The 23,120-nt window shown below is 64.4% G+C and carries 22 protein-coding genes; 10 read left to right on the forward strand and 12 right to left on the reverse strand.

Annotation, left to right across the window (positions count from 1 at the left end; translation table 11 throughout):
- Positions 1–30: 30 nt before the first annotated feature.
- The 3 genes from HQQ85_RS20540 to HQQ85_RS20550 are packed head-to-tail and all read left to right on the forward strand — an operon-like array spanning position 31 to position 3,196.
- Positions 31–1,335 carry a glycine betaine/L-proline ABC transporter ATP-binding protein gene (locus HQQ85_RS20540; RefSeq protein WP_173184665.1) on the forward strand — a complete coding sequence of 435 codons (1,305 nt, stop codon included), beginning with the start codon at positions 31–33 and terminating at the stop codon, positions 1,333–1,335.
- Positions 1,335–2,246, forward strand: a complete 912-nt coding sequence (locus HQQ85_RS20545) for a proline/glycine betaine ABC transporter permease (RefSeq protein WP_173184667.1) — start codon at positions 1,335–1,337, stop codon at positions 2,244–2,246. The genes HQQ85_RS20540 and HQQ85_RS20545 overlap by 1 nt, the downstream gene beginning before the upstream one ends.
- 47 nt (positions 2,247–2,293) lie before the next feature.
- Entirely contained in the window at positions 2,294–3,196 is a 903-nt protein-coding gene (locus tag HQQ85_RS20550) for a glycine betaine ABC transporter substrate-binding protein (RefSeq protein WP_173184669.1), read from the forward strand.
- 76 nt (positions 3,197–3,272) lie between these two features.
- On the opposite strand, the gene HQQ85_RS20555 is transcribed toward HQQ85_RS20550, so the two are convergent.
- From HQQ85_RS20555 to HQQ85_RS20580, 6 genes are all read right to left on the reverse strand, one after another.
- Entirely contained in the window at positions 3,273–4,424 is a 1,152-nt protein-coding gene (locus tag HQQ85_RS20555; RefSeq protein ID WP_173184671.1) for an enolase C-terminal domain-like protein, read from the reverse strand.
- Positions 4,414–6,240 (reverse strand): thiamine pyrophosphate-requiring protein, encoded by a 1,827-nt coding sequence (locus HQQ85_RS20560; protein WP_173184673.1) that lies wholly within the window; start codon positions 6,238–6,240, stop codon positions 4,414–4,416. The genes HQQ85_RS20555 and HQQ85_RS20560 overlap by 11 nt, the downstream gene beginning before the upstream one ends.
- A 21-nt stretch (positions 6,241–6,261) precedes the next feature.
- Complete coding sequence (locus tag HQQ85_RS20565; RefSeq protein ID WP_371741985.1) at positions 6,262–7,914, reverse strand: GMC family oxidoreductase; 1,653 nt, start codon at positions 7,912–7,914, stop codon at positions 6,262–6,264.
- Entirely contained in the window at positions 7,911–8,561 is a 651-nt protein-coding gene (locus HQQ85_RS20570) for a gluconate 2-dehydrogenase subunit 3 family protein (protein WP_173184674.1), read from the reverse strand. The genes HQQ85_RS20565 and HQQ85_RS20570 overlap by 4 nt, the downstream gene beginning before the upstream one ends.
- Entirely contained in the window at positions 8,558–8,965 is a 408-nt protein-coding gene (locus HQQ85_RS20575; protein ID WP_371741986.1) for a hypothetical protein, read from the reverse strand. Before HQQ85_RS20575 ends, HQQ85_RS20570 begins: the two co-directional genes overlap by 4 nt.
- Before the next feature lie 79 nt (positions 8,966–9,044).
- On the reverse strand, positions 9,045–9,872 hold the full coding sequence (locus HQQ85_RS20580) for an alpha/beta fold hydrolase (RefSeq protein WP_173184676.1): 828 nt from the start codon (positions 9,870–9,872) through the stop codon (positions 9,045–9,047).
- A 708-nt stretch (positions 9,873–10,580) separates the two neighbouring features.
- On the opposite strand from HQQ85_RS20580, the gene HQQ85_RS20590 reads away from it, so the two are divergent.
- Both HQQ85_RS20590 and HQQ85_RS20595 read left to right on the forward strand, forming a co-directional pair.
- Entirely contained in the window at positions 10,581–11,240 is a 660-nt protein-coding gene (locus HQQ85_RS20590) for a DUF4396 domain-containing protein (protein ID WP_173184680.1), read from the forward strand.
- Positions 11,237–12,424 (forward strand): cation:proton antiporter, encoded by a 1,188-nt coding sequence (locus HQQ85_RS20595; protein WP_371741987.1) that lies wholly within the window; start codon positions 11,237–11,239, stop codon positions 12,422–12,424. The genes HQQ85_RS20590 and HQQ85_RS20595 overlap by 4 nt, the downstream gene beginning before the upstream one ends.
- 11 nt (positions 12,425–12,435) lie before the next feature.
- On the opposite strand, the gene HQQ85_RS20600 is transcribed toward HQQ85_RS20595, so the two are convergent.
- From HQQ85_RS20600 to HQQ85_RS20615, 4 genes are read right to left on the reverse strand one after another with little or no spacing between them, the layout of a single operon-like run.
- A complete protein-coding gene (locus tag HQQ85_RS20600; protein ID WP_173184682.1) occupies positions 12,436–12,765 on the reverse strand; it encodes a hypothetical protein in 330 nt (109 codons plus the stop codon).
- Positions 12,766–12,793: 28 nt separating this feature from the next.
- Positions 12,794–13,504, reverse strand: a complete 711-nt coding sequence (locus HQQ85_RS20605) for a DUF981 family protein (protein WP_254069633.1) — start codon at positions 13,502–13,504, stop codon at positions 12,794–12,796.
- A gap of 39 nt (positions 13,505–13,543) precedes the next feature.
- Positions 13,544–14,386: a mycofactocin-coupled SDR family oxidoreductase gene (locus HQQ85_RS20610; RefSeq protein WP_173184684.1), complete on the reverse strand. Its 843-nt coding sequence runs from the start codon at positions 14,384–14,386 to the stop codon at positions 13,544–13,546.
- 27 nt (positions 14,387–14,413) lie between these two features.
- Positions 14,414–16,108 (reverse strand): NAD(P)/FAD-dependent oxidoreductase, encoded by a 1,695-nt coding sequence (locus HQQ85_RS20615; protein ID WP_173184686.1) that lies wholly within the window; start codon positions 16,106–16,108, stop codon positions 14,414–14,416.
- A gap of 193 nt (positions 16,109–16,301) precedes the next feature.
- Between HQQ85_RS20615 and HQQ85_RS20620 the strand changes: the two genes are divergently transcribed.
- From HQQ85_RS20620 to HQQ85_RS20635, 4 genes are all read left to right on the forward strand, one after another.
- Positions 16,302–16,805 (forward strand): DUF6328 family protein, encoded by a 504-nt coding sequence (locus tag HQQ85_RS20620; protein WP_173184688.1) that lies wholly within the window; start codon positions 16,302–16,304, stop codon positions 16,803–16,805.
- 702 nt (positions 16,806–17,507) lie between these two features.
- Positions 17,508–18,008 carry a DUF421 domain-containing protein gene (locus HQQ85_RS20625; protein WP_173184690.1) on the forward strand — a complete coding sequence of 167 codons (501 nt, stop codon included), beginning with the start codon at positions 17,508–17,510 and terminating at the stop codon, positions 18,006–18,008.
- A gap of 271 nt (positions 18,009–18,279) precedes the next feature.
- Entirely contained in the window at positions 18,280–19,365 is a 1,086-nt protein-coding gene (locus HQQ85_RS20630; protein ID WP_256430754.1) for an AI-2E family transporter, read from the forward strand.
- A 44-nt stretch (positions 19,366–19,409) separates the two neighbouring features.
- On the forward strand, positions 19,410–20,348 hold the full coding sequence (locus HQQ85_RS20635) for an ROK family protein (protein ID WP_173184694.1): 939 nt from the start codon (positions 19,410–19,412) through the stop codon (positions 20,346–20,348).
- Positions 20,349–20,390: 42 nt separating this feature from the next.
- On the opposite strand, the gene HQQ85_RS20640 is transcribed toward HQQ85_RS20635, so the two are convergent.
- Positions 20,391–21,494, reverse strand: a complete 1,104-nt coding sequence (locus tag HQQ85_RS20640; RefSeq protein WP_173184696.1) for a YihY/virulence factor BrkB family protein — start codon at positions 21,492–21,494, stop codon at positions 20,391–20,393.
- Between the two features lie 151 nt (positions 21,495–21,645).
- Between HQQ85_RS20640 and HQQ85_RS20645 the strand changes: the two genes are divergently transcribed.
- Complete coding sequence (locus HQQ85_RS20645; RefSeq protein ID WP_173184698.1) at positions 21,646–22,155, forward strand: hypothetical protein; 510 nt, start codon at positions 21,646–21,648, stop codon at positions 22,153–22,155.
- 155 nt (positions 22,156–22,310) lie between these two features.
- Here HQQ85_RS20645 and HQQ85_RS20650 read toward each other — a convergent pair whose 3' ends face one another.
- Positions 22,311–22,994 carry an HdeD family acid-resistance protein gene (locus HQQ85_RS20650; RefSeq protein ID WP_173184700.1) on the reverse strand — a complete coding sequence of 228 codons (684 nt, stop codon included), beginning with the start codon at positions 22,992–22,994 and terminating at the stop codon, positions 22,311–22,313.
- Between the last annotated feature and the right edge of the window lie 126 nt (positions 22,995–23,120).

Genomic DNA, 23,120 nt, shown 5'->3' on the forward strand with positions numbered 1-23,120 from the left:
GCGCGATATCTGCGCGCCCCTGGAGAACCCATGCCCGAAAGAGCCGCCGTCGAGGTCACGAACCTCTACAAGATCTTCGGCCGCAAACCCCACGACGCCGTCCGACGCCTGCGCGAAGGAGCTTCCCGAGACGAGGTGTCCAAGCTGGGCACGGCAGCGGTGATCGATGCCTCGTTCACAGTGGAGCCCGGCGAGATCTTCGTGGTGATGGGGCTGTCGGGGTCGGGCAAGTCGACTCTGATCCGCACCCTCAACGGACTGCTGGAGCCGACGGCCGGCGACGTGTCGATCATGGGCACCTCGGTGGGCACAGCCAGCACGAGTGAGCTGCGAGAGCTCCGACGCAATCACGTGTCGATGGTCTTCCAGCACTTCGCTCTGCTCCCCCACCGCACCGTGGCAGAGAATGTTGCGTACGGACTCGAGATCCAGGGCGTCTCCACGGCCGAACGCCGGTCGCGGGCCGGCGAGATCCTCGATCTGGTCGGCCTTGGCGGATGGGGCGACAAGCTCCCCGACGAGTTGTCGGGCGGGATGCGGCAGAGGGTCGGCCTCGGCCGCGCTCTGGCCGCTGACACCGACGTGCTGCTGATGGACGAGGCGTTCTCGGCGCTCGACCCGCTGATCCGGCGCGAGATGCAGGAGCAGCTCCTCGAGCTGCAGACCCAGTTGGGCAAGACCATCGTGTTCATCACCCACGACCTGAACGAAGCCATGTTCCTCGGCGACCGCGTCGCGGTGATGCGTGATGGCAGGGTGGTGCAGGTCGACACCCCCGAGCAGATCATCACTGATCCGGCCAGCGAGTATGTCGAGAAGTTCGTGCACGACGTCGACCGCGCCCGCGTGCTGACCGCTGCGAGCATCATGGAGCCGGGCCGCTCGGTGATCTCCCTGTCGTCGGGACCACGAGCCGCGATGCGCCGGATGCGGGACCTGCAGACTTCGGCCGCCTTCGTGATCGGCCCCAATCGCACGCTTCTCGGCACCGTGCACGACCGCGCCGTCATGTCCCTGGTGACCAGCGGCGAAAGCGACCTCTCCGCGGTGGTCCAGGACGATTACCTCTCGGCCGCCCCCGAGACACCGATCAGCGAGCTCGTGGAGCTCTCGATCGAATCGGTACTTCCGGTCGCGGTCACCGACGCGGACGGCCGGCTCCTCGGGGTGGTCCCCCGGGTGACGCTGCTCGCGGCACTCGGCAACCTTCCCGCCTCCACGGGTGAGATCGCAACGGTTGACCCGCCCGCCACCATCCCCATCGACGTCATCACCCAGACCCTCAGGGCCACGGGTGCCGATGCCCCCGCGAACGCGATGAACGGAGCGAACTGATGGACTGGCGACTACCCCTCGGCGATTGGGCGGAGACCGCGGTCGATGTCGTGACCGCCGTCTTCGGACCTGTCTTCGACGCCATCCGCGTCGTGTTCTCCGGACTCTACGAGGCCGCGGACTGGGTTCTGGCCACCCCACCCTTCTGGGCTGTCATCCTCGTCATCGCGGCACTCGGATTGTTGCTGCGAGGGTGGATCTTCGGCGTCGGCACCGCGGCCGGCCTCCTGGTGATCGCGGGCATCGGTCAGTGGGAGAACGCGATGGACACACTCGCCCTCGTGCTGGTGGCCGCCTCGATCGCGGTGCTGTTCAGCGTGCCCCTCGGAATCCTCGCGGCACGATCGCGCCCGGCCTCGGCCATCATCAAGCCGATCCTCGACTTCATGCAGACGATGCCCGCGTTCGTCTACCTGATCCCCGCGCTGATCCTGTTCCGGGTCGGCGTCGTTCCCGGGATCGTAGCCACGATCATCTTCGCGATGGCACCCGGCGTGCGACTCACCGAACTCGGCATCCGCGGCGTGGATAAGGAGATCGTCGAGGCGGGGTCCGCCTTCGGCGCCACACCGGGGCGCATCCTCCGCCAGATCCAGCTCCCGCTCGCAGCGCCGTCGATCTTCGCAGGCATCAACCAGGTCATCATGCTGTCGCTGTCGATGGTGGTCATCGCCGGCATGGTCGGTGCCGGCGGTCTCGGCCGCGACATCGTTCAGGCCCTCAGCCGCGTGGATGTCGGGCTCGGCTTCGAAGCGGGCCTCAGCGTCGTCATCCTCGCGATCATCCTCGACCGGCTCACCTCCTCGCTCGGCAACCGCCGCCGTCGACCCCCACGTTCGAACGCCACCCCAGCGTCCGACACGACGCCCGAGATCGTCTCCCCCAGAAGGCAGCCGATCACCCTGGCGTGACCCACCCCCAATCGCCGTGGTCACAGCCCACGGCCGAAAGGAAACACATGAAGAAGCATTTCCTCACCGGAACCGCGATCACCGCAGCGGCACTGCTCGCCCTCACCGCCTGTTCGGGATTGGGTAGCGCCGATGACGCCTCCGGGCTCGACAACGGAGACAAGAGCGACCTCACCGTCGCCGTCTTCAACGGCTGGCCCGAGGGCGAAGCCGCCTCCTACCTGTGGAAGCACGTACTCGAAGAGAAGGGGTACGACGTCGAATTCGAATACGCCGATGCCGGGCCTGTCTTCACGGGCCTCAGCACCGCCGACTACGACATCGCCTTCGACGGCTGGCTGCCCACCACCCACCAGACCTACATGGAGCAGTACGGCGACTCCCTCGTCGACCTCGGCGCCTGGAACGATGAGGCATCCCTCACCATCGCCGTGAACGCCGACGCACCCGTCGACTCGCTCGAGGACCTCGCGGCGAACGCCGACCTCTTCGGCAACCAGCTCATCGGCATCGAGCCCGGAGCAGGCCTCACCGAGCAGACACAGAACGCCGTCATCCCGGGCTACGGCCTCGAGGGGATGGACTACATCACCTCGTCGACCCCCGCCATGCTGGCCGAGCTCACGGCGGCGATGGATGCCGGCGACAATGTGGCCGTCACGCTCTGGCGCCCGCACTGGGCCTACGACGAGTTCGACCTGAAGGACCTCGCCGACCCGAAGGGAGCGCTCGGTACCGCTGAGTCGATCCACTCGATCGGAAGCGCAGACTTCGAGACCGACTTCCCCACCCTCGCCGGCTGGGTGAAGGACTTCTCCCTCGACTCCGAGCACCTCTACTCGCTCGAGAACGTGATGTTCAACAGCGGTGCGGACAGCGACGACTACGACGAGATCGTGGCCACCTGGGCCGACGAGAACAAGGACTACGTCGACACCCTCACCTCGTAGGGCTGACGACACACGGAAGGCGGTGTGCTCCTTCGGGAGCACACCGCCTTTTCATCCAGGTACGTCTCCGCGACGATCAGCTCCCCCGTGGCCCGGTCACGACCAGCTCATGCAAGAGACATGGTCCGTCGGGCTGAGCGAGGCGGAGACCGTGGCCTGCTCGTTCCGTCTGCGCGGCGATCCGGCCGTGATGCGGCCGGGGAACCCCCTTGAAAAGCTGATCCTCGATGACGACGTGGTCGTGGAAGTATTCGGCGTGGACGGCTCCAGCGGCGGCCCCGAGGGGGGCGTGAATCGCCGGTGCGGTGTGTGTACTGATGGGGACGTGGGCGGCGCGCGCCTGCTCGGCGGCCATGAGGAAGCCGGTCACTCCTCCTGCACGTGTCGCATCGATCTGGAGCACATCGACGGCGGGACCTCGTAGCAGATCGCTGAAGTCCTTGGGGCGGTAGCCGTACTCGCCTGCCGCGATCGCCATCGCGGGTGGCACGCGATCTCGTAACCACAGCAGTCCGTCGTGATCGTCGCTCGTGACGGGCTCTTCATACCAGGTGACGTCGCTCTGGTCTGAGAACCGGTGGGCCAGGACTGCCGCTTGTCGTTGACTGTAGGCGCCGTTCGCGTCGACGAAAAGCGCAACGTCGTCGCCGACGGCATTTCGTGCCGAGGCGACCCGTGCAGGGTCCAGCCGAGGCTCGCGGCCGACCTTCATTTTCACAGCGCCGATGCCCTGGGCGGCCCAACCGGCCAATTGGGTTGCGAGCTCTGTTGGGGTGTAGCTGGTGAAGCCGCCGCTGCCGTAGACCATGACCGTGCCCGGCCCACTTCCCAGCAGAGTGACCAGGGGAACGTCCAGGATCTTCGCGACGAGATCGTGAACGGCGATGTCGAGGGCCGAGAGCGCACTCGCGCCGATTCCGGCCCATCCTGTGTTGCGTAGCGCCGCAGCCATCGCCCAGAACAGTGCTTTGCTGTTCATCGGATCCATGCCGAGAAGTTCTGGCGCGAGTATGTCCTCGACCACGTGTGAAGCTGCCTTCGCGGAGGTGTAGGAGTAGCCGAGTCCGCGGTGACCCGCGGCGTCGACCTCGACGACGAGAACTCCGGTGCTCGACCATCGGGCGGTGCCGTCGGACTCGGGGACTGGTTCGCCGTTCAGGGTTGTGGGGATCTCGTAGGCGCGGATGTGAATCCGGTCGATCACGGCATCCGTTCGCTCATTTCTCACGGTCTCGACCTAGATGCAGTGCTCCCTTGACGCGCTCGATGCCCTCGGTGGCGAGGGCTTGGGCGGAGTCCTTGATGACGTCGAGTTCGTTCGGGTCGCCCTTGAGAAGCGCCATGCCCATGTTCTTGGCGTATTCCTTGGTGATGTGCGGTGGCAGCGGGGGAACGTTCTTGCTGACGTAGGCGTCGATGAGGGTCACGCCGTCGTGGGCGAAGGCGTCGTCCCAGGCGGCCGCGACTGAGTCGTCGTCCCGCAATCGGATGCCTTTGAAGCCGAGAAGCTCGGCCCAGCCGGCGTAGTCGACCGATTCGATGTCCTGCGACCCGCGCCACATCGGGTTGCCGTCTTCGGTGCGCATCTCCCAGGACACCTGCGAGAGATCGTCGTTGTGGAGAACGAGCACGATGAACTGCTTGTTCTCCCACCCGTCCAGGTACTTCTTCACGGTGATCAGCTCGTTCATCCCGAGCATCTGGAAAGCTCCGTCGCCGATGGTGCACACCACGGGCCGGTCCGGGTGGGCGAACTTCGCAGCCGTTGCGTAGGGCATCGCCGCGAGCATGCTCGCGAGGCGACCGGAGAGATCGCCTCGCATCCCGCGGCGCAACCGGATGTGGTGCCCGTACCAGTCGGCGGTGGTACCCGCGTCCGCCGTCACGATCACGTTCTCGGGCAGACGCCGATTGAGCTCGTGATAGACGCGCCGCGGGTTGGCTCCCGACTCGTAGCCGACCATCGCCTGCGCCTCCATCTCCCTTTCCCACCCGCGCATCTCATCGGCGACCTGCTCCTGCCAGCTCAGGTCATCGGTGTGGTTCAGCAACGGGATGAGTGCGTCAAGAGTGCTCGCCACGTCGCCCCAGAGGTTCACCTCGGTCGGGTAGCGGACACCGAGCTGCTCGGGTTTCAAATCGACCTGGATGCCGCGGGCCTGACCCGATTCGGGAAGGAACTCGCCATAGGGGTAGTTGGTTCCGAGCATGACGATCGTGTCGCAGCGCTGGATCTGGTGCAGGCTCGGCAAGGTGCCGAGCAGCCCCACCTGCTGGGTGTGGAACGGCACGTCAGAGGGAACCACGTCCTTCCCGCGCAACGCGGTGATGATCCCGGCGCCGGAGCGGCGGGCCGCTTCGAGGACCTGATCGGTGGCCCCCGTTGCGCCGGCGCCGACGAGGAACGTGACCCGCTCCCCCGCATTGATGATCTCTGCAGCGCGTTCCAGCTCCGGCTTCGGCGGGGTGATCGCCGGGGATGCCGCGGCGCTGCTGGACCGGGCAACCCAGTGCGCCGGCGAGAGCGAACCGGCCTGCATCGCCTGCACGTCGTGGGGAAGGATGATCACCGTCGGCTGGAGGCGGGTGATCGCGGTTCTGAAGGCGGTGTCGATCACCGCCTGCGCCTGCTGGGGCGCAACGATCGTGTGCACGTAGGCGGCGACATCGGAGAAGACGCGCTCGAGGTTGCTCTCCTGTTGCGTGAATGTCCCGAGCGCATCCAGGCCTTGCTGGCCGACGATGGCGACCACGGGCTGGTTGTCCATCTGTGCGTCGTAGAGACCGTTCAGCAAGTGGAAAGCGCCCGGACTGGAAGTGGCGATGCAGACGCCGACTTCGCCGGTGAACTTCGCGTGCGCTACCGCCATGAACGCGCAGATCTCCTCGTGGGTGGGCCGCACGTACTCGAGTCCGTCACCGTGTCGGGCGGCGTCGCCGAGCGCTCCGTCGAGTGCTCCGATTCCGTCGCCGGGGAAACCGAACACCCGTGTGACGCCCCAATCCTTCAAGCGCTGGATAACGAAATCGCTGACCGTTGCCATGATGGTCTCCTCCCGGGGCGCTCAGCGCCCGTTTTGCTGCTTTGCGGGGCGAGGGGCGCCCCTTCCCAATAGCGCGTCGGCGGCGCGTGCGGCGATAGCCATGATCGTCAACGCCGGGTTCGCAGCTCCCTGCGTGGGCAGCACGCTGCCACCGACGATGAAGAGGTTGGGGACCGCGAAGGTGCGGCAATCCTGATCGACGACCCCTTCGTTCTCGTTCCCGGCCATTCGCGCCCCGCCGACCAGGTGGGCGTACCGTTTGATGGTGATGACTTCGCCGGCTCCGGCGGCATTGAGAATGTCTTCCATCACCGATTGCGCGGCCGCCAGCAGTCGGCCGTCGTTCTCGGACTGGCTGTAGGCGAAGTGGGCTACGGGGATGCCGTTCCGGTCGGTTTGATCGGCGAGGGTGACCCGGTTCTCTTTCTGTGGGAGGAATTCGCAGAGCGCACCGAGGCATGCCCAGTGCACGTAGTCGGACATGTAGTTGCGGAATTCGTCGCCCCAGTAGCCTTGCGCCATCACGTGTTCGGCCCAGGTGATCGGCAGCGGAGACACCGTCTGCACCGAGAATCCCCGCTTGTACGACTTGGAGTCATCGGTTTCGTAGAACTGTTCCGTACTCACCTCCGGCGGTGGAGCTTTGAACATCCGGACCTCGTCGTCGAACCGTCCAGCCGTCTGGGGTGCGCCCTGCACCATGAGGTAGCGTCCGACGAGGTCGAAGTCGTTGCACAGGCCGTCCGGGAACCTCGTCGAGGTGCTGTTCAGCAGCAGCCTCGGGGTCTCGATCGAGTAGCCGGCGAGAATCACCCGGCGAGCTCGTTGTACCCGCTCCTTCCCGTCGCGGAGGTACCGCACTCCGGTGCACAGCCCAGTGCGGGCATCTGTCTCCACCCCGATCACCATCGATTCGGCGCGCACTTCCGCGCCGTGCTCAATGGCATCCGGGATGTGGGTGATGAGTGGCGAGGCTTTCGCGTTCACTTTGCAGCCCTGCAGGCAGAACCCCCGGTAGATGCAGTGTGGGCGGTGTCCGAACCGGCCGTTCGGGATGGCGACCGGGCCCACCTTCGCCGTCACGCCGATGGCCTGCGCTCCGCGGAGGAAGATCTCTCCGTTGCCGCTCACCGGATGAGGCCGGTGCGGGTAGCTGTGCGGATCACCCCACGGCCAGCGCTCGCCCGCCACCGGCAGTTCCTGTTCGATGTCGCGGTAGTAGGGGGCGAGGTCGGGGTACTCGATCGGCCAATCGGCGCCCACCCCGTCGTTCGTGAGGGTGCGGAAGTCGCTCGGGTGGAATCGCGGAGTGTAGCCGGCGTAGTGCACCATCGACCCGCCGACACCTCGGCCGGAGTTGTTGGACCCGAGCGGCACAGGGTCGGTTCCGCCGATCTGCCGCGGATCGGTCCAATACAGCTTGTGCGACCCGGCCTCGTCGCTGACCCAGTCCGTCTCGGGGTCCCAGAACGGTCCCGCCTCCAGGGCTGCGACCTTCCATCCTCCTCGGGCCAGACGCTGCAACATCGTGGAGCCGCCCGCACCGCATCCGACGATCACGGCGTCGAGCACGTCGTCGTCGTCGAAGCGTCGCATCCGCTCCCGCCTGCCCGGTTCGATCGCGCCCGCCGGGCTGAGCAGCCAGGCCGATTCGTTGCGGTCGCGCACATTCACGGCTGCCTCCGCAGGGGGTCATCGCCTGGATTGACGTCGTGCACTTCCGACGGTTCGAGGCGACCGACGCCGAGGTTCTTGTAGCCACGAGGGTAGGCCGGGCCGCTGAAACCGATCTCGTTCCAGACCGCGGGATGGGAGTAGAACGCGGTTGCGGCATACCGGGTCCACAAGCTCCACACAGCCCGCGGCGGCAAGTCGTGCCACCGCTCGTCGGTGCAAGTGCGGACGGCTTCGATCACCGCTCTCTGCCGATCGCGATCAAGGTCCGCGAAGGCCTCATCGTGGGCGGCACGTGCGTCGTCGTCGAGCGCGGCGAGGCTCTGCCGCCAGGCGTCCTCGTCGGTGGGCATCGTGTCGTAATGCCAGCCATCGGTCTGGTCCTCAGCCAGCCGGGCGTCGACCATCCGCACCAAGTCGACCGTTACGTCACCGTTGGCATCGTGCTGACCGACGAGGCGGTCGAGCAAACACTTTGCTGTCGCCTCCTCTTCTCGGGTGAAGAAGCGAATGGCCGGCAGTGAGTGCAGCCGGGAATGCACCGTGGCACGGGTTGCATCATCCCATTCCCGGGATCGGGTCATCACGTCAAAGCCCGGAAATCGCGGCCCGCCCTCACTCGGCGGCAGCGGCAGCGTCGCGCTCATCGTTCCCGCCTCAACACTGCTGCGAGCAAGCCCATGCCGCCGACGAGAGTCACCAGAAGCGGGGCCAGCAGAGGCGGGCCCATCTCCATGTTGTAGCGGAAGTTCGAGAACCCACCAGGCTTTTGAGCGATGCCCCGCGCGTGAAGCACCGTCCCCTGCAGCCCATTGGCGACGGTCACCGCGGATGCCAGCGGCAGGATCGTTTTCGCGGCCCGGCGGCTGAAATATCCGGCTGCGCCGGCGGCGGCGCCGATCGGGCCGACGATGATGGGTGCCCACATCCACCGGTTCCCGAAACTGGCTTTGTCGTGCTCGAAGAAAATCTCCGCGGTCGTCACGACCGCACCCACAGCGGTGAGCCCGGAGAGCATGCGTTCGAAACGCCCGCGGCGCACGTTCTCCACCTCGCGCCCCACGGCACGGACCGACCGCGGGAGCAAGCGAGCAGGCCAGAACGAAGCGGCAGCACTGCGCCCCGAGGACTTATGACTTCTGATGATCACCACCGCCTTCTTGCGTGTCGGTCCGGGTGTGTTCGGTGAGTCCGCCGTGCTGCGGGGCGACATGGTCGAGGATGCGGGCCCAGTGCGCGGCGATGGTGAGCGCGCCCTGGCCGGGCACCCGGACGGTTCGTGATCGGCGGATGCGGCGTCGGTACCAGTGCCCGTCGTCGATGAGAGCGTTCGTCTCGTCATCGCCGTAGATGAGCCGCACGTCTGCTGTGATGCGGCCGAGTTCGCGCGCCCAATGGTGGTCGGCGAGCATCTCCCGGTCGCTGTCGAGCCCGGCGCTGCCTTGAAGTCCCGCCTCGCTGAGCATCCGGTCGAGTCGGTTCCCGAGGCCCCGCATGGCGAGGGCCGGGTCATCGTCGCTGATGAAAAGCGACGACCAGCTGTAGGGCGGTAGCGCCTCGGTGCCGGGAACGAACGTGAATCCGTTCGGCGCTGCCGTGTTCACGGTCGCGACCCGGTCCACCAGGTCCGGGTACCGTGCCGCCAGCGACAGGGCGACCATTCCACCGGTGCCCCAGCCGACGACTCCGACAGGACCAAACGTCGTCCCTCCAGCGGAGCGTGCAGTCTTTTCTGACTGTTGCAGAAATTCCGCCAGGTCATCTGCTCGATGCTGAATCGTGTGGGGTTCGTCGTCACTGTGCGGCGGGGTGGACCCGTAGCCGGGCCGGTCGAGCATCAGAAGATGCGCCCCCCATCGGGACGTGACCACAGGGTCGGGATCGAACTGCCCGGCGCCAGGAGTTGGATGACACAGCAACACCAGTCGGCGAGCCAGTGGGTCGCCTGCAGCGGACATACTGATCGTCCGCTCCGAACGAAGAGTCACAAGATGATTGGCCACTAAACGACGTCATCCTTCCTCTGCCGATCCCAAAGGGCCTGCCCGTCTTGGGCACGACACCGGGAAACTTACGACGATTCGACCGTGCAGCCTAGGGGCTTGCGGTGGAAAGGTTGTTGTGATGCAAATAAGAGAGGCCCAAGCCACGACCGGCATCGGAGGAGTAGCCATGCGAACCGCACGAAGCACGACCCAGAGGTCACCGGAATCGGTGTTCGCCGCACTTTCCGACGGTTGGTTGGTGGGCACCTGGCTGCCCGGCGCGAAACGGATCGCGAGCGTAGATGCGACATGGCCAGCACCGCAATCGACGGTGACCCACTGGAGCGGGGTGTGGCCACTCCTTTTCCGCAGCGAAACGCGCGTGGAACGTTTGGATGCGTCCCATCGGTTTGTCATCCGCACACGGCGGAAAGCTCTTGGGACGACCGTTCTGGACATTGAAGTGTCCAGGGTTGGCGGGAGGAGTTCGATCGCGGTGACCGAGCGCGGTGTCGCAGGCCTCGCTCGAGCATTTCCCGGTCTTCTTCGACGGCGCAGTCAAGAAGCCGCTCAGCGCCTCGCCTGGGTGAACCGCCGCTAAACGGACATCTTCGATGATGGGAGATCATCACGATTTCTGACTTCCCGGCCTGGTTCACAATCATCGCCTCGGTTTCGTTGATGCTCGCTTTCGGGTGCGCCGTTTTCACCACGATCGATGTCGTCCGCCGCCCGCAGCCGATGGGGGTGATGAACGTCGTCTGGCCTTTGACGATGCTTTTCGGCAGCGTCGTGTGGCTTGCGTTCTACCTTCGACGCGGACGGGCTTCCGACGGGCCGGAGCCCGGTGGAGATAAGCACGGTATGGCTGCATCGGTGGCCGTTGGTGCGAGTCACTGCGGCGCCGGGTGCACGGTGGGCGACCTGGTCGGGGAATTCGCACTGGCATTCGTTCCGGGGCTCGCTGTTGTGTTCGGTGCCAGCTGGTTGTTCACCGATCAGATGTTCGCCGGCTGGGTGCTCGATTTCGTGCTGGCATACCTGATCGGGGTTGCTTTCCAGTACTACGCGATCGTCCCGGCACGCCATCTCGGATTCCGGCGCGGCCTCTGGCAGGCCGTCAAAGCGGACACGTTCTCAATCGTGTCGTGGCAGATCGGGATGTACACGGTCATGGCGATCGCCCAGCTGGCACTCCTTCCAGCCGTGTTCGGTAGCCGCGCACAGGTGCTGACCCCAGAGTTCTGGTTCGTGATGCAGATCGCCATGATCGCCGGTTTCGCAACCAGCTACCCAGTGAACTGGTTACTCATCCGACGCAGAGTCAAGGAGCTGATGTGACCGGCGCAGCTCCCTTCGTTCTGAGCTTCGGTGTGGTTCTGCTAGCGGCGATCCTCATCTCCGGACTCGCGCATCGGACCCTCCTGTCGACGACGCTCCTGTTCCTCGGGGCCGGCTTTCTGCTTGGCCCGGGCATCAGCGGGGTGCTGGACGTGAGCTTGGGCGATCCCGCGCTGGGCACCCTTTCCCAGCTGGCGTTGTTCGTCGTCCTTTTCACCGACGGGCAACGCATCGGGTTCCGAGACCTCCGGCGTGCGTGGCGCCTACCCGGCCGAGCGCTGCTCCTCGGGATGCCGTTGGCTTTCATCATCACAACCTTCCTCGGCACGGGCCTGCTCGGGCTTCCCCTCGCAGAGGCGCTGCTCGTGGCCGCAGTGCTGGCGCCCACCGATCCGGTCTTCGCATCAGCAATCGTCGGCCGGGATGAGATTCCCGGGCGGGTGCGGAGCTTGTTGAGCATCGAATCAGGGCTGAACGACGGGCTCGCTCTGCCGGCTGTGATCATCCTCATCGCCGCCACAGGGGGCCCGGGCATCGAACCACTCGAGCTCGGCGCCGAGCTGCTGGGTGGAATCGCACTCGGGATTGCGGTGCCGCTGATCGTCGGGCTTCTTCTTCGCCTCAAGTTCTTGACGACGACCCGACTGTATTCCGGCCTCGCCCCCGCGGCGATCGGCATCATCGTGTTCGGGGTGTCAGCACTCACCGGAGCGAACCTCTACCTCGCCGCGTTCACCGCTGGCATCACCGTGGCCTCGGTGATGCCAGAGATCAGAGATGCATTTCGAGAGTTCGGCGATTACCTCACCGAACTCGTGAAGCTTCTCGCGATCTTCCTCTTCGGCGCATTGATCTCCCCGTCCACACTCGCCGACGTGTCCTGGGCCGGGCTGCTTTTCGGCATCCTGGTGCTGGTCGTCGCCCGGCCCGTGGCGGTCGAGACAGCACTGATCGCCAGTGATTTGTCCTGGCAGGAGCGGCTGACGGCCGCCTGGTTCGGCCCCAAAGGATTCGCATCAGTGCTGTACGGACTTCTCGTGCTAGCCAGCGGAACAGCGGACGCCGAACACCTGTTCCACATCATCGTCGCCGCCATCACCCTGTCGATCGTGGCGCACTCCTCCACCGACGTGCCGATCGCCAGATATTTCGCAAAGAAACAGACCGCAGCCAACGCACCCTGATGTTCTAGCGATCAGCGCGGCGCGGTTTGTCTGAGCAGCAGGAGGACAAGCACGACGAGACCCGAGAGGGCCATCGCGCCCATCAGCCCAGCCAGGACGCGGTTCCGCAAGCGCGGAGACGGCACGGCAACCGAGACGATCACCATACCCACAAAGAGCGCACCCGCGACAATAATCCCGATCGTCGGTATGAAGACTTCGAGAGTGAGGGCTGCCGCGAGTAGACCGAGGATGATCGCGGCGAGGATGCCGCCGGGGATCAACCAACGTCGGCGGCGCCCCTGCTGCAGCGCAGTCTGATTCCGCACCAGGGTCGGATCATCACCTCGCCTTTTGTCCAAGCGAGTCCCTCTCCTTCTTCTGATGAGATCACATGGTGTGGACGATCAACCCAATGTGAGTGAAGAAGTTCAGCGCGCCGAATAGGACGAACACCGTGCCCGACATCCCCAAAGCGATCCCGGTGACGACCTGCACTGCTGACGGTCTGCCCTCGGATCGCAACCCGCGAACGGCGGCGGGCAGCAAAACGGCGCCGAGGCCGGTGAGAGCGAAGAGTCCGGACATGAAGATCGCTTCGACCCAGGGCCATTGAGCGAACAGGCCAGAGATGGGTTCCTCGGGCGGCGCGGCGAACAATTGAAACACGAGTCCGGCCGCAGCGATCGCCAGAAGCGACAGTCCCAGCCCGATGATCAGGATGGTAAGTGGTGCCGCGATTGCGCGAAGTTCACTGACCGGGTCTGTTGAGGTGCGGAGTTGTTCTGCTCGACGCCAGAGGAGGAACGCTGCCGCGAGCAGCAGCACCCCAAAGGCGAGGCTTGGCTCACCGAAGATGATGTTGTCGAACGGAAAGTACGCCGCGAACGGCCACGTCAACGTCATATGCGCCCCGGTGACCGTCAGAATGACGCCGAGGACCCCGAAATTCACCGCCTGCCCCTCATATGAGACCGTTTTCCCGCGGCTCAGTGCACGCCCGAACAGCACCACCGATACCAGGCCGGCACCCGCGGCGACCGACATGATCGTGTTGTACGTGGGCATCTGGGTCCAGTCGATGCTCAGGCCCTCATCCATGTGGCAGCATCTTCCTCTCGAACAACCGACGTTGGGCGGTCATGCGACGTTGTCAGCGATCTGACCGCCAGAGACCGTGAGAGCCTCACCGGTGATGTAACGCGCTTCCGGCGAAGCGAGAAACAACACCGCGGCCGTCACGTCCTCAGGTTCTACCCACGGAATCCCTTGCTTCGTGAATTGAGCAGCCCCCTTTTCGACCTCCTCCTCGGAAGGGTCGTCCTTCCCTGTGAACAGCGTTGCGGCGTCCGGGTTGTCGGTCACCATTGTCGTGTCGACGTTCGTCGGGCACACGACGTTCACCGTCGTGCCGGTCTGCCCAAGCTCTGCAGCAAAAGTCTTCGTAAGCCCGATCACACCCCATTTAGCGGCAACGTAAGCCACTGCGTTCGGGAACTCCATCCGGCCGGCCATGGACGCGATGGTGATGATCCGACCCGCGACGCCGCTGTCTTTCACCTGTGCGGCCGCGGCTCTCACGGTGCGGAAAACACCGGAGAGATTGATGGCGATGACGTCGTCCCAGAGCGCGTCATCGGTTTCGACCGCCGGTCGGAGCGCGAAAATGCCGGCGTTGGCGATCGTGACGTCGAGCGAACCGAACTCGGACACGGCTTGCTTCACAGCGGATTCGATGTGCTCTGAATGCCGCACGTCACCGGTCAGGGCGAGGCAGCGCACGCCTTTGGCCTCGATGTCGCGCTGGGTTGCATCGAGGTCGTCCTGAGTGGGCAGATCGTAGGCGATGGAATCGGATGCCCCTTCGACCGAGTCGAGGATCACGATGTTCGCGCCCCGATCTGCGAAAGCGAGCGCGTGCGAGCGGCCCTGCCCGCGGGCGCCGCCCGTGATGAAGACGGTCTTGCCGGTGAAATCGGTCATTTGTCTTTCCTGTCTTCCTGGATGTGGTCAGCGGCGAGCGATGGACTTGATGATCGCCGCGGAGGTGGCCAAGGCGGCCACGGTTCCGATTGCGGCCGCTATGCGGCCGCGGTAGGGATGAGGGTCGAGAATGCGTCGGGCGCAGAGACTGCCCGAGACTCCGTTGGTCCCGGCTCCGGGCCAGGTTGCGGCGCCGACGAGGAACAGTTTCCCTACGGGCATTCGGTAGGTCGAGGCCCCCGGCCACGGACGGAACAGGAAGTTCTGCCACAAATGGTGACTCCCGGCGACGCTGTCGCCCCCGACCAAGTTCGGGTTCGATGCTTCGAGGTCATCTGGCGAGAACACGGTCCTCGACAAAATGAGTTCCGCTATCCCCGGCGCATAGTCTTCAAGTTTCGCAATCACACGGTCGGCCACCGGCTCCTTCGCCTCATCCCACGAGGTCGCCGTGATCGTGCCTGCTGCATCGCCCACAATCGTCGACGGCAGAGCACGAACCTGAACCCACACCACCTGCCGGTCGTCGGGGCTCCGGGTGGGGTCGACCTGGGACGTCTGCCCCACGATCAGCAGCGGACTGTCGGGGATCTGACCGGCCATCGCTTGCTGGTACGTGCGTGCGAGATCATCGACATACGGGGCGACATGAACGTACGCGAACTCGGACAGTTCCTCACCGGCAGCCCAGGTGATGGGCTCAGACAGCGCCAAGTGGACCACCATCGTTCCCGGGCCGTACCGGTACCGCTCAGTTCGGGTCGAAAGTTTCGCGTCCACGACGCCAGAATCGACCAGAAGCTCCCCGAAAAGCTGGGTTGGAGTCGTATTAGCCACCACAGCCCGTCGAGCATGCACCCGCGTGCCATCGGCCAACCGGACACCCGTCGCGACACCGGCCTCCGTGTCAATCGAGACCACCGGTGTCCCGGTACGGATGTGGCCGCCTGCCTTCTCCAGCATGCCGGCGAGGGCCTCGGGAAGCGCCGAGATACCACCCTCGGCGACAGCGATCCCCTCCTCCATATCGGTGAAGGTCTCCAGGAACGGGAACATCGCCCCACCCGACACATCCGGACCGTAATCCAGGTGCATCCCCCAGGTCGCAATCAACGCTTTCGCCTCCGGCGACGACATCCACGTATCACCGAGCTCGCGAGTGGATGCCAACAGCAGACGCCCAAGCTCAAGCATCTCGAAGACACCCAGCGAACGAGCCGCAGCCACCAGACCTTTGACGGCACGAACGCTCGGCAACGACGTGGAATACAAGGGCATCAGACCAGTCATGAACTGCTTGTAGCGGTTGTGCAGCCCCCGCCAGCCTTCGAGGTCGCGAACGTCGTGCTCGCCCAAAAGCCGCTCGGTCTTTGCTTGATCGGAGTACACCTTCAGGGCTTTTCCATCCGGGAACACGTTGCTGTACGAGCGGGTGCTGACCTTCGGCCGGAACCCTTCCCGCTCCAACTCGTCCTTCCACTCCGTGTACGCGGGACTGGCAAGGAAGAGATTGATGTTCGTCGCATACAAGTCGTGGGTAAGGCCTGGCTGGTCGAGTTCGCCGCTTCGGGTGGCGCCCCCGATTTCCTGATTGCGTTCCACCACAGCCACGCTCCAGCCAGCCTTCGCCAGAGTGACGGCCGTGATCAAGCCGTTGTGACCCGATCCGATGACGACGGCATCGACAACCTCGGGCAACTGAGTCTGCTTGCGGCTCTTCATCGGTCTCCTCCCTCTTGACCCGCACAGCGCTCTTCTTCGCGAAGCGTCGATCGCCAGAGACCCTACGACCAGCGCCTGCCTCCGCATGGGGCTTGACACAACCCACATCATTTGCATAATTGCAAATGACCGGCGGGGGAACTCACGGGGTCAAGGATGTTGGCCGGATACGGCGGGGTGTAGGAAGGTCGGTATGCCGCAGGAGAGGGGAAAACCGGACCGCGATTCCAGTGGTCGGCGCGAAACGGTAAACCTTCGAAACGACCGCAATTGGGCGGAACTGATTCAGGAGGTCCGGGTCATCCACCCCGCCATCCGAATCATGACCGGTTTTCTGTTGCTCACCTTCCTGCAAACAGGGTTCACCGACGTTGACCGCGTGACTGAGACGATCTACGTAGTGGTACTGATCATCGCCATTCTGACAACGCTCACGGGGTTAGCACCGGTCGCTATTCACCGAACCCTGTTCGCCTCGCAGGCGAAGCGCGCCACCGTGGACATCTCCGACATAACCCTTCGCGTCTGCCTCTGTGGCTTTGGGCTGATGCTCGTCGGCACCGCAACTCTCATATTCGACGTCGCCATCGATCACACCGCGGGTGCCATCGTCGGCATTTCCGTCTTCGCGGCCATTGTCATCACCTGGGTAGTTGTACCCATCTGCAGCAGACGCTTTCACGCACGTCGGCCATGACGGCGAGCCCGCCGCCGGCCGGAGACCTGCGGTCCGTTCGGGCCAGCCACCGCACGATCTTGAACGCGACGACACGAACAAAAGCAAGTGCCAAGTCACACCCCGACGACCCCAACCGCATCATGATCGACATGTCTACCGGCCATACCTGGGACGCCACAGCTCCGGAACCATGACAGGAAGGTGAAGCGATCGCGGGTTCGTACCGCGACATTGGGAACTGACCGGATTGTGGTGCCGGCAGGCTGTGCCCTCAACGATGAGGCAACAGCCGAGCGGGCCCGCTTCGCGCCAGTAGTTGGGGTACCGGCGCGAGCGAACCCCACCAGCGGGGCCGTTAGTGATGGGCGGGGTCGCTGCGGATGTGTCAAGGATTCACCAGCCACAGGACGGTTGTGGTCGTGAGGGCGAACACGCAAGCTATCGCATCCGGCGCATGCCCGAGGGTGATTTCGAATACCAGGGTTCCGACGAGCATGAACGCGACCGCTCTCTTCGCCCCCGTGCGAAGATGACTCGGACTTCCTGGAGGAGCTCACCCCAATCGCGGTCGTCCCGCGTGCTCGCATTCACGACCCCCACGCAGGGGGGTGTTTGATAGCCGGTTGTCCCGCATAGGGTCATGTCTACGCCCGAATCGTGGCCCCGTCACCGAACACGGGATCCGAGCGGCCAGCACGACTAATTGAGGGAGAACAAGTCATGTGGTTCGATTCCTGGTCTGATGTGCTCCGCGTTATCATCGTCGGCGCGGCCGCGTATGTGTTCCTGATCGCTGCGCTGAGGCTCACGGGGAAACGGACGTTGAGTCAGATGAACGCGTTCGACTTCATCGTCACGGTCGCGTTGGGCTCCACCCTCGCCACGATCCTGCTGAGCTCAGACGTGTCCTGGGTCGAAGGGGCCGCCGCGCTTCTACTTCTGGCGGTTTTCCAGTTCCTTGTCGCATGGGTGTCGACGAAGTGGGGGCTATTCCGTCGGGCAGTGACCGCCCGGCCGGCCGTCATCGTGTCGGACGGAACCATGTTGGAGGACGCCGTGCGCGCAGCCCGGCTCACCACTTCGCAGGTTATGCAAGCCATTCGAAGTGGCGGCTACGGCGATATCAGTCTGGTCGCGGCGGTCGTCCTCGAACCCAACGGAACCCTCAGTGTCATCGGCCGCGAATCCCTCGGTGACGGCACCGCGCTCCCTACCCTGTAGCTGGACGCACGCACCGCTGAACACCACTTGCGGAAGTACTTCTCCTTATTACGGTGGGGCGGACTAGCGTGACCAACGACAGTCCTTGACACCGGCTGCCCGATCATTCGGTACCAGCATCATCCGGTCAAAGGACTCCCATGACCCGTTCACCCGCGCGCGGACCAGAACACGCCACCCTGCCACAACGCCGATTCACGTCGCTGCCACCCGACCGGGAGTTGCGCTGATGGGCTGGTTCCACCGCACTTCCGATGCCGAACCGAAGACGATGCGTGTCCAGGAACGGCTCTGGTCAGATTCGTTGGGTAGAACCGCGACACGATGCCAGCAACTACTTCTCGTCCTCGCCGTCGTCGCTCTCGCTGTACTCGGGATGACCCAGCTGTCGGTCGTGGTCATCCCGATCGTGTTGGCGCTGATCATCGCCTGCGCCATGTTTCCCGTACTGGACTTCCTGCGCCGCCATCACATCCCGTCGGCACTGGCAACCTGGTTCAGTCTGATCATGATCGTCGGCGTGATCGGCAGCGTGGCGTGGGTGATCGTGATCCGCGTCGAGGGCCAATTCGATGACCTCGCCGCCTCCGCCCTGCAAAGCATCGACCACCTACAAGACCTGGCGGGAAACCTGCCCTTCACGATCAGCGACCAGCAGTTCAACGATGCCCGGGCATCACTACTGGACTTTGTGTCCAGTCAACAGTTCGGCACCGGTGCTCTCGCCGCCGTGTCCACCGCCGCGAGCTTGCTGACCTCGGCCGGGGTGTTCGTCGTGGTGCTGTTCTTCTTTCTGAAGGACGGCCCCCAGATCTGGGCGTTCCTGTGCCGCCCCTTCACCGGTAGCCGGCTGAGACGCGCCCAGCGGGCGGGCGACCAGGCTCTCACCACCCTAGGCGGCTACGTTCGCGGCACCGCTGCAGTCGCACTCGTCGACGCGATCGGGATCGGCGCGGGGCTCTTGATCCTTCAAATCCCTCTCGCATTGCCGCTGGCAGTGATCGTGTTTGTTGCCGCGTTCATCCCCCTCGTCGGAGCAACAGCTGCCGGGATACTCGCCACCCTCGTAGCCCTCGTCACCAACGGGCCCGTGGCCGCCCTCCTGGTCGCCGGGGTAGTGGTTGTAGTCAACCAGCTCGAAGCAAACTTCCTCCAACCCGTCGTCATGGGACGCACCTTGAAACTGCATCCCCTCGTCATCCTGATCGCGTTGACGGCCGGCGCGATCCTCGGCGGGATCGTTGGAGCCATTCTGTCCGTCCCGATTGCCGCAACAGCTTGGGGAATCATCACCGTCTGGAACGGCCCTGAACAACCCGCAGAGTTCGCCAGACAGAAAAGACCAGAAAACACATGACCACAACCCAGTCAGATGGACCAGGGACCAGCGACCCAGTATCCGTGGTCGTCGGGGTCGACGTGGGCGGCACGAACATCGAAGTCGGTGCCGTCGACAGCGACCACCACGTGCTGCGCCGGGCAAAGGCCGCAACCCCCGAAGGCGGGCCCGACGACGTCCTCCAAACCATTACGGCGCTGGTGCGTTCTCTGGACGTCCACCCAATCGCCGTCGGTATCGGGATCCCCGGTGTCGTTCACGAGGGCCGCGCTCTCACGGTGCCGAATCTCATCGGCTGGACCGTGGACGTCGACCTCATCGGGCCGCTTACGGAGCAGCTCGGTGTGCCGGTCACGCTCGGTAACGATGCCAACGTCGGGCTCCTCGGCGAATGGACCGCTGGCGCGGCGCGGGGCGGCCGGAACGTTCTCGGCCTATGGATGGGCACCGGGATCGGTGGTGGCCTGATCCTCGACGGTCGCCCCTACGTCGGATCGCGCGGCGCAGCAGGCGAGATCGGACACGTCATCGTCTCCGCCGGCGGTGCACTCTGCACCTGCGGTCGCCGCGGCTGCGCGGAAGCCTACGCCGGCCGCCGCTCGATGCGCGGCGTGGCCACCGCGATGGTCGACGCCGGCTGGGAGACGAGTCTGTTCCGCATCCGCGACGACGAACACAAAACCAAGCTGACATCCAAAGTGTGGGCCCGCGCCCTCGAGGAGGACGACCCGCTGGCGGTGAAGCTGTTCGATACCGCGATCGAGACCCTCGGGGTCGCGGTGGGCTCGACGATCAATCTCCTGGATCTGGACCGCGTCGTGATCGGGGGTGGACTGGCCGAGAAACTCGGACAGGATCTCGCCGACCGGCTCTTCGACGCCGCCACACCCTGGATGCTGAAACCCAACCCGGAGCTGAAATTCGTCGTCTCCGAACTCGAAGACGACGCCGGAGTCATCGGCGCCGCCGTCCTCGCCCGAGCCGGACTCATCACCACCTAACCACGCTAACTACGCACCCCAACAACTACTGCCCCAGTGCGGTCAAGATCGTTTCCAGATGCGGTCCCAGATCGATGTGATCCCGTCACGGGCCCTGGCCACGAGGGTGTCCGTTCGGGGCGGCAGGGCCTCACCTTTCCGAAGGAGAAGCCCGTGTTCTTCGTCGACTTCCGCAGTTTGGTGGGCAAGGTCACTGGACGTGGTGTCCCGGGGTGGGAGCTGCAGCCGGACCTCGGCGGCGATACCGGCTTGGAGTTGCCGGCCGCGCTCGAGTTCGGTATTGAATTCGGCGCCGAGCAGCAGCGCCACGTTGACCAGGAACACCCAGATCAGGAAGATGATGACCCCGGCGAGAGCGCCGAAGGTCTGATTGTAGGTGCCGAAGTTCGAGACATAGAACGCAAACCCTCCGGATGCCGCCCCGAGGAGGAGGATCGCGAGGCCTGCGCCGAGGCTGAGCCACCGAAACTTCGGCTGTCTGATGTTCGGAGTTGTCGCGTAAAGCACCGCCACGATCAGGACCACCGAGATCACCAGCACCGGCCATTTTCCGATGTCCCAGACGGCGACTGCCCCATCACCGATATTCAACGCGTCGCCCACGGCACGGAGAATGGGGCCGGAGAGCACCACGATGCCCGCGATTAGGACCACAAGGATGATCAGGAGAATGGTGACGGCGAGCTGGGCGGGTTTCCGTTTCCAGAACGGCCGTCCCTCGTCGACTTCATAGATGCGGTTCAGGGCACGCCCGAACGCGCTCACGTACGTCGACGCCGACCACAGCGCGGCAACGAGCCCTACAGCCAGGGTGAGGTTCGCTGACGATGTCGACGCGATCTCATCCAACGGTCCACGAAGGACATCCGTTACCGCCCCCGGCGCGACCTGATCCAATAACTTCAACAAGCGTGTCACCACGTCCGGGCCGTCTCCGACGACACCGATCAGAGATACGATCGCCAAGGCGGCCGGAAACACTGACAACACAGCAAAAAAGGTCAGGGCCGCGGCCGCATCGATTCCGCCGTCCTGACCGAATTCATGAAGAGTCCGCCGCAGCAAATACCGCCAGGTGCGTTTCCGGATCTGAGTCGGCCACGACACCTTCGTCTCATCATCCGGCGCCGGCGCATCAGCAGTCATCCTCCACCGTACCCCTCACCCGCAGGTCACTCCCCGCGATTGCTGAAGCCATCCGTCTTGCGGTCGCATCTCTGAGCGCATGACCACCACGGGTGCGAGGCTGGGGGTGCTGGCCGTTACCGCGGTGACGTGAGCAGAGAGGGTGTCTGAGATGAACATGCCTGCCCCGATTCGCACCCCCTGCGGCATTTGGGGGCTGCGCTACCCCGCCCCGAACACGAGCACCGTGAGCGCGCGAGACGGGCTGACGCTTTTCGCTCCCGGTACCACCCGAGCAGCAGCACACCGCTTAATCTGCTACTACCGGTGGGTCGATCACATCGGCGTCCGGGTCTTCGCAGTCCTGCTACCACTGTTCTTCATCGCCGCATATCACTACGAGGATGTCAGTCCACTTGGTGCGATGGCGGTCGGCGCCGCTCTGGACATCCTGCTGTTCGTTGGTGTGTCGGCACTTCTGCGGCTGGGGAAGCCACGCGGGGTTGCCGTGCGTCAGCTGGCCACCGTCGAACGTGTGGACGCGTTGGGTGAACGGGTCCTCATCGCCGGAGCGATACACATCGCGAACGCCGGCACGATGGACGCCATCGAAGACGAAACACTGTGGGGACTCGCTTGGGACGCCGCCGAGATCAGTGCCGCCCACCCCAACTCGAAATAGTTCGCCAGTCTGTTGACCTAACGCTGTGAAAAAGCTGCGGCCCCCTCTGCACGGCCTGGTAGGTCTGGCGTTGTGTCGCACTCCCGGCAGAAACCGTACGCAGGCCATCGGCACAGTCCGTGCTTCTCACATTAAGCAGAGCGTTCGACTATCGCTTACGCGCCCCGGGTGTCGGAGCGGGGTTCGGGTTCGACCTGCCGATCACCCGGGGCTCCAGGAGTTGCAGATTCCGGGAGTGTGTCATTGTCGGCAATGACCTCACCAATGGGCACACTGTCCGGTTCAGATGACGTGGTGTCAGAAGGACCCACGGAGAGGAGGAAGAGGGTTGCGACACCGATAAGGATCATCAGAATCGCGGTGACCGTGACGAACGCGGCAAGCGCGATGATGGGCATGATCATGGCCAGAACGCCAGCGATGATCGCAGCGATTCCTGCGGTGACGGGCAACCAGCGGCGCTTATCGGTACGGCCACTGCGGGAGGCGATGCTCGCCACGCCATCGAAGATCCATCCCAACCCGATCACGATCCCCAAGACGGTCAGCGATTCCCACGGGTTGGAGAGGCAGAGGATCCCCGCAACAAGGATGAGGGCACCCAGAAGTCCAGTCAGCCACCTCACCCATCCCGGCAACCGGGCCGTGGTGAAGGCGGTCACCAACCGGAATGTGCCACTGGCGATCAAATAGATTCCGAACACGATCGCCACGGTCAGTAATGTGGCCCGTGGTATCAGGAATGCGATCACCCCAAGAAGAATCGCGAGAACCGATACAGCGATGATCCAACCGCGCTCGACCGCATTCCGTGCAATAAGCGGAGTCGTGGTGGTCATATCGTCCTCATCTCATCCGGTGTGACACAGCCTCAGGCTCATGGTGCCACGCGCAAGACGATAGCGGCGACCGCAATCACAGTACAGCCCACCATCACCCCCAGCGCCGACACAACAATCCCCCAC

The organism is Herbiconiux sp. VKM Ac-2851 (assembly GCF_013205105.1).
GTDB lineage: Bacteria > Actinomycetota > Actinomycetes > Actinomycetales > Microbacteriaceae > Herbiconiux > Herbiconiux flava.